General features: G+C 38.8%; 11 protein-coding genes. 10 read left to right on the forward strand and 1 reads right to left on the reverse strand.

The genetic code is table 11. From position 1 onward, the window contains the following. The 10 genes from glyS to trmFO all read left to right on the forward strand — a co-directional run bounded on the left by glyS (position 1) and on the right by trmFO (position 12228). Positions 1-2034: a glycine--tRNA ligase subunit beta gene (glyS, locus tag EO114_RS00100; protein WP_127060729.1), complete on the forward strand. Its 2034-nt coding sequence runs from the start codon at positions 1-3 to the stop codon at positions 2032-2034. 6 nt (positions 2035-2040) lie between these two features. Further along, entirely contained in the window at positions 2041-2940 is a 900-nt protein-coding gene (locus EO114_RS00105) for a zinc metalloprotease HtpX (protein WP_127060731.1), read from the forward strand. Between the two features lie 122 nt (positions 2941-3062). Then, positions 3063-3404, forward strand: coding sequence for a 50S ribosomal protein L19 (gene rplS / locus EO114_RS00110; RefSeq protein ID WP_009354025.1), 342 nt, complete (start codon positions 3063-3065; stop codon positions 3402-3404). Positions 3405-3653: 249 nt separating this feature from the next. After that, entirely contained in the window at positions 3654-4547 is an 894-nt protein-coding gene (ylqF, locus tag EO114_RS00115) for a ribosome biogenesis GTPase YlqF (protein ID WP_127060734.1), read from the forward strand. Continuing rightward, positions 4534-5337: a ribonuclease HII gene (locus tag EO114_RS00120; protein ID WP_127061087.1), complete on the forward strand. Its 804-nt coding sequence runs from the start codon at positions 4534-4536 to the stop codon at positions 5335-5337. The genes ylqF and EO114_RS00120 overlap by 14 nt, the downstream gene beginning before the upstream one ends. A 264-nt stretch (positions 5338-5601) precedes the next feature. Further along, entirely contained in the window at positions 5602-5958 is a 357-nt protein-coding gene (locus tag EO114_RS00125; RefSeq protein WP_009354041.1) for a YraN family protein, read from the forward strand. A gap of 15 nt (positions 5959-5973) precedes the next feature. Further along, complete coding sequence (locus EO114_RS00130) at positions 5974-7545, forward strand: YifB family Mg chelatase-like AAA ATPase (protein ID WP_127060736.1); 1572 nt, start codon at positions 5974-5976, stop codon at positions 7543-7545. Then, positions 7546-8649, forward strand: coding sequence for a DNA-processing protein DprA (gene dprA / locus EO114_RS00135; RefSeq protein WP_009354026.1), 1104 nt, complete (start codon positions 7546-7548; stop codon positions 8647-8649). A gap of 13 nt (positions 8650-8662) precedes the next feature. Then, a complete protein-coding gene (topA, locus tag EO114_RS00140) occupies positions 8663-10912 on the forward strand; it encodes a type I DNA topoisomerase (protein ID WP_370447295.1) in 2250 nt (749 codons plus the stop codon). After that, positions 10909-12228, forward strand: a complete 1320-nt coding sequence (trmFO, locus tag EO114_RS00145; RefSeq protein ID WP_127060739.1) for a methylenetetrahydrofolate--tRNA-(uracil(54)-C(5))-methyltransferase (FADH(2)-oxidizing) TrmFO — start codon at positions 10909-10911, stop codon at positions 12226-12228. The genes topA and trmFO overlap by 4 nt, the downstream gene beginning before the upstream one ends. A gap of 184 nt (positions 12229-12412) precedes the next feature. On the opposite strand, the gene lgt is transcribed toward trmFO, so the two are convergent. Further along, entirely contained in the window at positions 12413-13225 is an 813-nt protein-coding gene (gene lgt / locus EO114_RS00150) for a prolipoprotein diacylglyceryl transferase (protein ID WP_127060742.1), read from the reverse strand. Positions 13226-13265 lie beyond the last annotated feature (40 nt).

Below are 13265 nucleotides of genomic sequence, written 5' to 3' on the forward strand. Positions count from 1 at the left end.
ATGGCTAAGGATTTACTCTTTGAAATTGGGGCAGAAGAAATTCCTGCAGGATTTTTGCCAAATATTATTAAACAATTAGGTGAATTAGCAATAGCTGCATTGGCAGAGCGTCACATTCCACATGGGGCTGTGAAAGTGTATGCCACACCTCGCCGTGTTGCATTACTCATCAATGACGTAGCAGAACGTGGTGAAGATGTTCACGAAACTCATAAAGGTCCATCTGTATCCATTGCCTATGATGCTGATGGAAATGCTACAAAAGCAGCTATCGGTTTTGCTCGTGGTAAAGGATTAGATGTATCTGAATTGAAAGTAGTAGATGGATATATCTTTGCTGATACAACGACAGCTGGTTTAGATACAAAAGAAGTTTTATCTGACGTATTACCATCCTTGATTACAGGTTTAAGTTTCCCTAAATCCATGCATTGGGGCGATTTAGAAGAACGTTTCGTTCGTCCAGTACGTTGGTTGGTGGCATTATTTGGTCAAGACGTAGTACCAGTGACATTTGCTAATGTAACAAGTACAAATGTAAGCCGTGGACATCGTTTCTTAGGTGAATCTGAATTGACCATAACAGAACCAAAAGATTACTTAGATACACTAACTAAAAACTTCATTATGATCGACCAAGACGTACGCCGTGAAACAATCCGTAAACAATTAACAGAACTAGCAGCCACTAAAGGGGCTACTGTGGTGTGGGATGAGGATTTATTAGATGAAGTTACTTTCCTAGTAGAATATCCAACAGCACTTTGTGGTACTTTTGATGAAAGCTACTTAACTTTGCCATCAGATTGCATCATTACACCAATGAAAGACCATCAACGCTATTTTCCAATGGTGGATGGCAAAGGAACATTACTTCCTATGTTTTTAACTGTTCGCAACGGCGATAGCAAATCTTTGGATGTGGTAGCAGCCGGTAATGAACGTGTACTTCGTGCTCGTTTAGACGATGCGAAGTTCTTCTTTAACGAAGACCGTAAAACGCCATTAGCAGGTCGTTATGAAGCATTGACAAAAATTGTCTTCCAAGAAGGTTTGGGCAATTTGAAAGATAAAACAGAACGTCTACTTACATTAGGTGCTGCGTTAGCGAAGGAAGTAGGATTTGCAGATACAGCTACCTTAGAACGAGCTACTCATCTTGCTAAAACTGACTTAACGACAGGTATGGTGAGTGAATTTACTGAATTACAGGGCATTATGGGTAAAGAATATGCTTTACTAGATGGCGAAACACCAGCTGTAGGGGAAGCAATTTTTGAACAATATTTGCCTCGTTTTGCAGGGGATATCTTACCAACTACCGATGCAGGACGTATTTTGAGTATCGTAGATAAAGTAGATACCATTGTAGCTACGTTCAGCCGTGGTTTAATCCCTACAGGTTCCCAAGATCCATATGCATTGCGCCGCCAAACAATCGGTATCATCAACATCTTGATGGATAGCAAATGGTCTTTATCCATGCGTCCAATCTGGGTAAAAGCAATGGAATTATTAGGCGTGGCTAGTGAAAAACAAGAAGAATTACTAGGTCAATTAGAAAACTTCTTCATCCTTCGCTTGAAAAATATCTTGTTAGAACAAGGCATGCCATATCAAGTGGTAGATATCGTATTGAGCCAAGAGACTGTCACAGTTGCTCTAGCAGAAGGTTTAGGACAAGCCTTAACAGCAAACCGTATTGATGAAAACGAACCATTAATGCAGGCTTACACACGTATTTTTAATATGGTAAAAGATGTGACTTTCACAGGCGTTGACGAATCCTTGTTAAAAGAAGATTCTGAACAAGCCTTGTACAAAGCGGCATTGCCGGTATATACAACAAATCGTAATGCCTTAGAGGCAGGTGACTATGTGAAAGCTGTAAGTTTGGCAGAATCCTTGGTGCCATATATTGAAACATTCTTTGAACATGTTATGGTTATGGATAAAGACGAAGCAGTGAAGCAAAATCGTCTTCAATTATTACGTATGACTTACGAAGTAAGTAACTTAGGTAAATTGAAATAAAATCTTATGATTATTACAGTACTCACATTTTTTGCGAATGTATTTATCATTGGCAGTATTCTGTACATGTACCAAGTTATCTTTGGTCCTATTGATCATCCTTTTCTGATGAAAGCGATGGACCTCTTTCATGTGCGTATTAACCTGGAAAATATTAGCTATGCCGTAGCAGGTACATCTGTGTTACTTGTGGCGGCACTAGCGCAAATTCCTTGGTTTCATCGCATTACGATGTGGCTCTATGGGGGACGTCGTCCTCTAGGGCAAGAGATAGAGATTCTGCAGATGATTCAGAAGGATATACAAAACCATACGGGCATCGATATGTCGCAATTCGACTGGTTTATCAAAAATGATGATTCTATCAATGCTTTTGCAATGGGGCATAATCGAATTTGTATTAATACGGGGGCTATCATACAGTTGCCATATGATGAATTATTGGGCATAGTGGCTCACGAAATGGGACATATTCATCATAAAGATGGGGCCTACGGATTTTCTTGTTTCTATATGAACTATTTGGGACAAATGTGCATTCGTGTGTACGAACTATTTGCGCGTGTCATATTATGGATTCAATATTTGCGACTACCGATAATTACATTCATTGTGCAGATTTTTTATCTTCTCGTAGTTTTACAAATTCTATTTATGCAGTGGGTCATTAAGGCGCCTTTGATCATTATTGACTTATTCACAGGTAGACGAGCCGAATATCGGGCAGATAAATATGCTTATGAAATCGGCTTAGGCGCTGAACTCCATAATGCATTGATTACCTTACGCAACTATACAGTTGAAACTGGTGAAAGTGGGCTCATTAGCAAACTCTATAGCACACATCCAGCTACAGAAAAACGTATCGAACGATTGCGACAATATGTAGAGGGGAAGATAAAATAAATTTTACATTTCCCTCTTGCATAAAAACTTTTATTTATGATAAAATAATACTGTTAATTTGAGATGGTCCTCTGCTTATAAGGTGTAAGTAATGAACGTCTGCAAAATAGGAGGAAAAAATCGTGAATATTATTGATGTATTAGAAAAAGAACAGCTTCGCTCTGACATTCCTGAGTTCCGCGCTGGTGATACTGTAAAAGTACACGTAAAAGTTGTGGAAGGTAGCCGTGAACGTATTCAGGTTTTCGAAGGTTTAGTAATCAACCGTCAAGGTGGTTCCGTTCGTGAAACTTTCACAGTTCGTCGTATCGCTTCTGGCGTTGGTGTTGAACGTGTATTCCCACTTCACAGCCCACGTCTAGCAAAAATCGAAGTAACTCGTCGCGGTATCGTTCGTCGTGCTAAATTGTACTACTTACGTAACCTTACTGGTAAAGCTGCTCGTATTCGCGAAAAACGCTAATTTAAAAGGGTTAGCCATGAGACGTAAGTCTATGGCTAGCCTTTTTTTATTTCCTTTAGAAACTGCTAAATAGTAGGGCATATTAGTTATGAAATCATAGATGGGAGTTTGCTACTTGATAGTCAATTTTATATACTTTCATAAAATGTATATAGTTTGATAGTAGTATGTCATAAAAGATATTAGATTAGCAGAAAAAATAACAGTAAAATGAGCATATGATATAGATAATAGACGAGTAGGTGAAATATGAGTCAAGAAATTTTTCCAGTCGTACAGTGGTTCCCAGGCCATATGGCAAAAGCCACACGCATGATTACGGAACATAAAAAGAAAGTAGATGTGGTTATCGAATTACTAGATGCACGCATTCCTCGCAGTAGTGCCAACCCTGTGATCCGAGAATTGATCGGAGATAAACCGCATGTAGTGATTTTAAATAAATGCGATTTGGCAAATCCAAAAGCTACAAAAGAATGGATTGAATTTTTCAAAAACGAAGGTATTCATGCTATTGCTATTGATTCTAAAAATGGTAAAGGAAATAAGCAACTCGTGAAAACCGTAGAATCCTTAGCACAGCCCATCATCGATAGATGGCTAAAAAAAGGAATCAAAGGTCGTACAGTGCGCACTATGATTCTAGGGATACCCAATGTAGGTAAATCTACATTAATTAATAAACTAGCTGGTTCTGCAGCGACAAGAACTGCCAATAAACCGGGTCATACACGGGGTCAACAATGGGTTAAAGTAGGTAAAAATCTTGAACTATTAGATACACCAGGTGTATTATGGCCTAAGTTTGAAGACCAACGAGCAGCAGCTCGGTTAGCGATGACAGGAGCTATTTCCGACGATGTGTATGATTTAGATTCTGTTATCAAGCAGTTGTTGGCATATTTAGAAGAGCATAAACCGACATTATTGCATGAGCGTTATAAATTGACGGAAGAAGAGCGTACATCCGTAGATACCATGTTAGAGGCTATTGGTCGTCGTCGTGGTTGTTTGGTAAGCGGTGGCGTCGTAGATTATGACAAGGTGCGCCGTGTGATTTTGACGGATTACAGAAATAATAAATTGGGATACATTACCTTTGATGGCGTCGATGAGGAGCCGTACTATGTTGACGAAGAGTGAGTTTCAGGAACTTAAAGTTAAAGATATTAAAAATCTACTGCAAGGTGAATGCCCTTTTGATTATATACAATGGGCATTAGAAGATTCTCGTGAATCCGTGAAACACGCAGCTGGTGTGTATTTACGAAAGCAGAAAAAAGTCTTAGAAGAGCAACAACGTTTGGAAGCTATGTACGCCTATGAAGATAGTTTTTATGAAGAAGGAAAATTTTTAGTAGCTGGTGTAGATGAAGTGGGTAGAGGTCCTATTGCAGGTCCTGTGACAGTAGCAGCCGTTATCTTACCACCTCATTGTAAGCTAGTAGGGTTGAACGATTCCAAAAAACTAACGCCAGAAAAGCGAGATGTCTTGTTTGATCAAATCATGGAGGTAGCAGTAGCGGTACACTGTGTGTCCTATGAGGCAGAAGTCATTGATACACTCAATATTTATGAAGCTACACGACAAGCTATGTATGAGGCGATTCGTAATTTACCAGTACAGGCAGAGGCTGTATTATCGGATGCGATGAAATTACCAGAGTTAACGATACCTGTAGAATCTTTGATTAAAGGAGACTCTAAAAGTGCATCTATTGCGGCTGCTTCCATTGTAGCAAAGGTAACACGGGACCGCTTCATGGAATCTATGGACGAAGAGTATCCAGGATTTGGGTTTGCGATCCATAAAGGATATTATACAGATGTACATAAGCAGGCCATAAAAGACCTTGGCATTACGCCCTTACATCGTCATAGTTTTGAACCTATCAAATCGATTGTGGCAGGTAAGCCTGTAGAAGAAATCTAAGTGTTAGTATATCGTTTAGGTTATACATGCTTAGGATACCTATAAAGATATCTCTGCCCATAGCGATTCCATTGTTTGAAAATAGTTATAATATTATATTACTTATAAAAGCATTCTTATAGAGTATTCTATGAGGATGCTTTTTTGCATATCGATAATTGTATATGGATTATAACACTCTTGGTATAGCACACTCCTAACAGTGTGGGTTGTACGGTTTACATTCTTTCATAATGAAAGTAATGTAGAACTAAGGAGGTGCCTATGAACCATATTGAATTAGGAAGATACGGTGAAGACCTAGCTACCAACTATTTGAAAAGCCAAGACTATGATGTATTGGAACGAAATATACGCTATCGATTTGGTGAAGTAGATATTATCGCTAAAAAAGAAAATATGCTCATTGTAGTAGAGGTGAAAACAAGACGGACCCAAACCTATGGAATGCCCTGTGAGGCGGTGCATTGGAAAAAGAAACAACACATACGTCATGTCATATCTATGTTTTTGACAACCCGTGATATAGAGTATGAATCTATACGATTTGATGTCATAGAAGTATATGTGCCTCAAGTGGGAGATTCTAAATTACGGCATATGAAAGCATGTCATTTATAAGATAGGAGGAGTATCATGTATGCAAAAACCTATGGAGTATGTGTGAGTGGTATTGATGGATATGTGGTGACCGTAGAAGTAGATATTAGCCCAGGTTTACCAAGCTTTGATATTGTTGGATTACCAGCGACCTCTGTGAAAGAGGCAAAGGAGAGAGTGCGATCGGCTATCAAAAATGGGGGCTTTGACTTTCCTATGAAGAGAATTGTGGTCAATCTAGCACCTGCCCATATTCGTAAAGATGGGTCTTCTTTAGATTTAGCCATTGCCATGGGAATTTTAGCCGCTCATGAATCGGGAAAACACAAGAAAAAGGAGGTTATACATTGGAATCACCATATATTTATAGGAGAATTATCGTTAGATGGTTCTTTACAACCAGTGATGGGAATGTTATCTATGGTGATGGGAGTGACAAATCAAGAGTTAGGGAATGACAATAATTATCTTTCTATGGTAGAAGATATTATTGTGCCTATAGGAAATCATGAAGAGGCTATTAGTGGGTCCTCTATACCTGTATATGGAGTATCTACATTAGCTGCAGTTGTGGAAGTATTAGAGCATCCTGAAAAGAAAGAAAATCTATGTGCACAGATAGCTATAGTGCCATCAAAATATAGTGCGGAAATACTAGATTTACAAGATGTAAAAGGGCAAGTAATGGCAAAACGGGCCTTAGAAATATCTGCTGCTGGTGGTCATCATTTACTGATGACAGGACCTCCGGGTTCGGGAAAAACCATGTTAGCTAAACGATTGCCGTTTTTATTGCCTCCCCTTTCGCGGGAGGAGCAATTAGAGGTAAGCCGTATTTATAGTGTAATGGGTTTATTAAAAAGTGGCCGATTAATGGAACAACGACCATTTCGCAGTCCTCATCATACGAGTACATTAGTGGCTATGTCGGGAGGAGGACAACCGCCAAAACCAGGAGAAATTACCTTGGCACATAAAGGCGTTTTATTTTTGGATGAAGCACCAGAATTTCGTAGGCCTGTCATAGAGGTTCTGAGACAGCCCTTAGAAGAACGACAAGTACATATTGCACGGATTGGAATGGCAACTACCTATCCCAGTGATTGTATTGTTGTCATGGCTATGAATCCATGTCCATGTGGATGGTTTGGAACGGAAGAGGATCATCGATGTACTTGTACAGCTACGCAAATTCAAAGATACCAACGAGTGTTATCAGGACCTATTTTGGATAGAATGGATCTAGTAGTACCCGTAGAAAGACCTACTTTAACAGAGATATATGCCCCTAAGGATAAAGTTAGTACAGCGCAAGTACGTAGCCGTGTTATCCGTGCTAGATCTATGCAAACTGAAAGATATAAAGGAACGAATATTGGGGTGAACTCACATTTAAGTCATAGTGATATAGAAATGTATGTGAAACTTTCTAAGCAAGCTAAAGAATTGCTAGATTCAGCTTTTACTACATTACATTTGAGTTTACGTAGCTATGACCGCATTATCAAAGTGGCAAGAACAATCGCTGATTTAGCAGAATCTGAGGTGATTTTAACAGACCATGTGGCAGAAGCTTTGAGTTATCGGCAGGTACAGGAGGGATTGTAAATGAAAGACGAAATTTATGCGAGTGCTCTCCAACATGTAGTGGGATTAGGGAATGCAAGCTTAGGTAATTTATTTACCTATTACGAAAGTGCCAAAGAAGCTTGGCATCATGTGTTACATCACAATGTGGAACCATCATTGGGTTGTAAATATGAATTATTTGATGAAATTCGCCGTCCTATCAATGAAAGCTTTCTATTACAATTAGAAGAAGATTTAGAGCGTTATCATATAGAAGTGATTACTTGGGAATCTCCATACTATCCCAAATCTTTACTAGAAATTTATAATAGTCCCCGAGTGTTGTATGGACGTGGAAATATAGAAGTGTTGCAACATACGGATCGTTCTTTGGCGATGGTAGGCGCTAGAAAGTGCTCTACCTATGGTGTACAAGTAGCTAGACACTTTGGACGGGCTTTATCTAATTTAGGCATTATTGTTGTTAGTGGAGGCGCCATGGGGATTGATCGTGCTAGCCATGAAGGGGCCTTGCAAGGACAAACTCCAACGATTGCTGTTATGGGCTGCGGTTTAAATGTAACCTATCCAAGAACAAACCGGAATTTATTTTTAGAAATTTTAGAAAAAGATGGATTGCTATTATCAGAATATGGACCGCATATGCAAGCAAAGAGTCATCACTTTCCTTCACGAAATCGAATTATCAGCGGTATGACGAGAGGCACTATTGTGGTGGAAGCAAAAGCTAGTAGCGGATCGTTGATTACTGCTGATATGGCGATTAATGAAGGGAGAGATGTATTTACCATACCTGGTAATGTATTGACGCATACTTGTGATGGAAATCATTGGCTTATTCAACAAGGAGCTACGGTATTAACAGATCCTGAACAAGTATTGCGTGAATATGGTTGGCAAAAAGTCGCAAAGTATAGTAACATGGATAGTAATAAAGTAAACATAGTGAATGAAGAAGAACAAAGTGTGTTGAAGGCCATGAATCCTGGTGGAAATACAACGATTGAAGAACTTGTACATACCACGCAATTGTCTTTATCAAATCTTCATACATTGCTGTTACAATTAGAGCTAAAACAAATGATTACACATACCCCGCAGGGGTACGTGCTACATACTTAGAGGAGGAAGATTTTTGGCCATTACTAGATCCTTCGTTACAGGGGAGAAGAAAAAAGACAAAGATACAAAAGAAGCTGTCAAATCAAGCGCCAAAGCACCAGAGTCTAGACCTTTGGTCATGCGTCCGGAACCGATTGAAATAGAGCATAAACGGACTTTCAAAAAAGATGGAAAAACTTTAATCATCGTGGAATCACCAGCAAAGTCAAAGACCATTGAAAAATTTTTAGGTGATGATTATGTGGTAAAAGCTAGCATGGGCCATTTAAGGGATTTACCTAAAATGCAAATGGGTGTATCTATAACTAATGGTTTTTTACCTAGATATTTGAATGTACCAGGTAGAAAGGCTGTTATTGAAGATTTGCGCAAAGAAGCAGATAAGGCGAAGGCTGTGTATCTGGCAACTGACCCTGACCGTGAAGGAGAAGCCATCTCTTGGCATTTAGCACATATTTTAAATATAGATGGTACTACACCATGTCGAGTGACTTTCAATGAGATTACCAAGCATGCTATTCAAGAGGCGATGGCAACACCTAGACCGATTGATATGCATATGGTGGATGCTCAACAGGCTCGTCGTGTATTGGACCGTATTGTAGGTTATAAATTAAGCCCTTTGCTGTGGAAAAAGATTTGCAAAGGACTTAGTGCTGGACGTGTTCAATCTGTAGCGGTACGCATTATCTGCGATCGGGAACGAGAAATTCAAGCATTTATTCCAGAAGAATATTGGACTATTGAAGGCGTGTATCAAACAGCTAAGAATGAACAATTTGATGTGGTAGTGACACACAAAGGTGATGAAAAGCTAACGATTTCTAATGAGATAGAAAGTAATGAAGTGTTACGTGTTATTCGTGACCGTGAAAGTGTAGTTAGTTCTGTACAATCAAAACAACGTAGTCGCAAAGCACCAGCTCCATTTACGACGTCAACGATGCAACAAGAAGGTGTACGCAAACTGAATATGAATGCAAAACGCATTATGTCTGCAGCACAACATTTATATGAAGGTAAAGAAATTGGGGGCTATGGTCATGTAGGTTTAATTACCTATATGCGTACAGATTCCACTCGGGTATCAAAGGAAATGCAAGAAGCGGCTAAAGCCTATATTCTCAAGACCTTTGGGAAGGAGTTTTATCCGAGTAAACCAAATGTATTTGGAGCGAAGGCGAATGCTCAAGATGCGCATGAAGCGATTCGTCCTACCATGTTGGAATTACCACCTAAAGCGGTAGCGTCCTATCTATCTAGTGATGAGTTAAAATTATATACCTTGATTTGGAATCGATTTTTAGCGAGTCAAATGGCTCCACAGAAAAGTGAAACTATAACTATGCAATTTCATGTAGATGAGTATACATTGAAGTCTTCAGGGAATCGTGTATTATTTAAAGGTTTTACAGAAGTCTATGAAGACGCTAAAAAAGAGGATGACCATATACTGCCAGCCCTAGAGGAAGGGCAAGCTATTATGCCTATCTCTATGGATGGTATACAGCATTTTACGCAACCTCCAAGCCGTTATTCTGAGGCAGGTCTTATCAAAGTATTAGAAGAACAGGGAATTGGTCGGCCAAGTACGTATGCAGCTACTATTGATACGATCTTAAAACGGAATTATGTGGAGCGTAAGGATAAACAATTTATTCCTACTGATTTAGGATTTGCCGTGGTGGAATTTTTAACAACTCATTTTGAAAAGTTCATTAATACGAAATTTACTGCCTCTATGGAGGAAGATTTAGACCATATTGCACAAGGGACTAACTTCTACGAAGCTGTTATCCATTCATTTTATGATAGTTTTGAGAAGGAATTATACACAGCTGAATCGGCTGAGAAGATAGAACTGGAGGCAGAAAAGAGTGGTATCCTTTGTGAAAAATGTGGACATGATATGGTCTATAAACTAGGACCTTATGGTAAATATTTAGCATGTTCTAACTTTCCAGATTGTCGAAATATTAAGTCCATTACAGTTAGCACGGGAGTGACATGTCCTAAATGTAAATCTCATGAGATTTTAGAACGTAAATCCAAGAGAGGTCGTGTTTTTTATGGTTGTGAAGGGTATCCATCTTGTGATTTTACAATGTGGGATAAACCTATTGATAAAACTTGTCCCGTTTGTGGTAGCTTAATGGCTGAAAAAGTATATAAAAATGGAAATAAAAAAGAGTTTTGTTCCAATCCTGACTGTGAAACAAGGCCAAAACGTAAACCTAGAACAAAGAAAGAAGATAAAGAATGAAAGATTTTGTAACTATTATTGGAGCTGGTCTTGCTGGCTCTGAGGCAGCCTATCAACTGGCTAAGCGTGGTATCCCTGTGCACTTATATGAAATGCGTCCCAAAGTGTCTTCACCGGCTCATCATACAGATCAATTTGCAGAGTTAGTATGCTCTAACTCTTTGCGTGCGAATACGATAGAAAATGCAGTGGGGCTTTTGAAAGAAGAAATGCGTCGTTTAGACTCTTTAATCATGGAATCTGCCGATGCTACTCAAGTTCCAGCAGGTGGTGCCTTGGCTGTAGATCGTCATGCTTTTAGCAAAAGGGTCACAGAACGTATTAAAGAACACCCTTTAATCACAGTGATTCATGAAGAAGTGACAGAGATTCCAGAAGAAGGTATTGTTATTTTTGCAAGTGGTCCACTCACATCAGAAGCATTAGGGACTAAGATTAAAGAGTTAACTGGTTCTAAAGATTTTTATTTCTATGATGCGGCAGCGCCGATTGTAACAGCAGAGTCTTTGAATTACGATAAAGTATTTGCAGCCTCACGGTATGATAAAGGGGATGCAGATTATTTAAACTGCCCTATGACGAAAGAAGAATATGATGCTTTCTATGAAGCATTAACTACAGCCGATGTAGTACAACCAAAAGATTTTGAAAAAGAAATCTATTTTGAAGGATGTATGCCGGTAGAAATTATGGCATCTCGAGGAGTAGATACATTGCGTTATGGACCTTTGAAACCGGTTGGCCTTGTAGATCCACGGAACAATATTGAGTGGCATGCAGTAGTGCAGTTGCGCAAGGAAAATAAAGAAGCTACTATGTACAACTTAGTAGGCTTTCAAACGCATTTAAAATGGGGTGAACAAAAACGAGTATTCCAAATGATTCCAGGGTTAGAGAATGCTGAATTTATTCGCTATGGTGTCATGCATCGTAACACATATATTAACTCTCCAGAACTGTTGAACCAAGCATTCCAACTACAATCTAATGCACGATTGTTTTTTGCTGGTCAAATGACAGGTGTGGAAGGGTATCTAGAATCAGCAGCTGCAGGTATGATGGTAGCTATCCAAGTGGCGCGTATGTTGCATGGCAAAGAATTTGTTACATTCCCTAAAACAACGGCTCTTGGTGGGTTAAGCCATTATATTAGTGCTTATGAAGGTTCAAATTTCCAACCAATGAATGTAAATTTTGGTATCATGGAACCTTGGGGAGCTAAAGTACGTAAGAAAAAAGAAAAAAATGCATTAATTGCGCAACGTGCATTAGAAGAATTAGAGGCATTAATTGTAGCAGAAGAGTTACTGTCTTAATGAATAGTTTTGTACTTGACAGATATAGTGCTTTAAATATATAAAGGCAAGAGAATTTTATAATATTTGAAATTTTATAGATAAGAAAAAGAGGAAAGGATTTGCTATGTGCAATCCTTTCCTCTTTATATTTGTTATTATTTTGATTTTATAGGCATCACTTTGTGTTGAAACTAATGAATCATTATTTTCCTTTTTTGCCTTTCCCTATAGGGAATACATGTGTATCCGTTGTTCCTTTATAATGAAGGTATAGCCAGATGCCAAAGGACACAGCCATGACAATTAAGCTTGTAACTTGCGCAGATTTAAAGCCTAATGTTAAGTTTACATAATCTCCACGTAGGAATTCTAAGAAAAATCGCAAGGCAGAATACAAGAATGCATATAAGCAGAAAATTTGCCCTTTTTTATGAGGGAACACGTTAGCCAATAGTAAGATAACAAACAAAATAATATCTACTTGACCTTCCCATATTTCAGCAGGCCATAATGGTTGATTTCCATAGGTGCGATATGCCAATGTTGTTTCTGGATAGAGAATACCGAAATTTCCTCCAGTGGGGTGACCAAAGGCATCGCCATTCATGACATTCGCCATACGTCCCACAGATTGACCTACCATAAGGGCTGGTGCAAATAAATCAGCAAATGCCCAAGGGTCAACATGTTGTTTTTTTAAATAATAAATTCCAGCAATAGCACCTAACAATACGCCGCCTTGGATAGCCATACCGCCTTGCCATACGTATGGAATTTCCAATACATGATTGTGATAGTATCCCCAGTCAAAGAAAAACACATCCCATAGTCGAGCACCGATGATACCAGCTATAGCAACAGTAATGGTAAAATCTACCATATATTTTTCCCATCCACGGCCATCTTTTTTCATAATGAAGTATCCTACAATGGCAGCACTAATAATACCTAAAGCGAGAAGTAAACCGTAGGCTCTTATAGGAAAGCCTCCGATAAAAAACAAATACTGATACATAGTACCTCCTAAATATGTTCGTGTAATATACTTGTAATAT

Origin of the sequence: Veillonella sp. 3627 (genome assembly GCF_003992195.1) — a bacterium.
Lineage (GTDB): Bacteria > Bacillota > Negativicutes > Veillonellales > Veillonellaceae > F0422.

Bases quoted from the DNA above. Each gene is read 5' to 3' on its own strand.
- lgt (WP_127060742.1), bottom strand. From the start codon at position 13,225: ATGTATCAGTATTTGTTTTTTATCGGAGGCTTTCCTATAAGAGCCTAC.
- dprA (WP_009354026.1), top strand. From the start codon at position 7,546: ATGAAAGACGAAATTTATGCGAGTGCTCTCCAACATGTAGTGGGATTA.
- glyS (WP_127060729.1), top strand. From the start codon at position 1: ATGGCTAAGGATTTACTCTTTGAAATTGGGGCAGAAGAAATTCCTGCA.
- EO114_RS00105 (WP_127060731.1), top strand. From the start codon at position 2,041: ATGATTATTACAGTACTCACATTTTTTGCGAATGTATTTATCATTGGC.
- EO114_RS00130 (WP_127060736.1), top strand. From the start codon at position 5,974: ATGTATGCAAAAACCTATGGAGTATGTGTGAGTGGTATTGATGGATAT.
- trmFO (WP_127060739.1), top strand. From the start codon at position 10,909: ATGAAAGATTTTGTAACTATTATTGGAGCTGGTCTTGCTGGCTCTGAG.
- EO114_RS00125 (WP_009354041.1), top strand. From the start codon at position 5,602: ATGAACCATATTGAATTAGGAAGATACGGTGAAGACCTAGCTACCAAC.
- ylqF (WP_127060734.1), top strand. From the start codon at position 3,654: ATGAGTCAAGAAATTTTTCCAGTCGTACAGTGGTTCCCAGGCCATATG.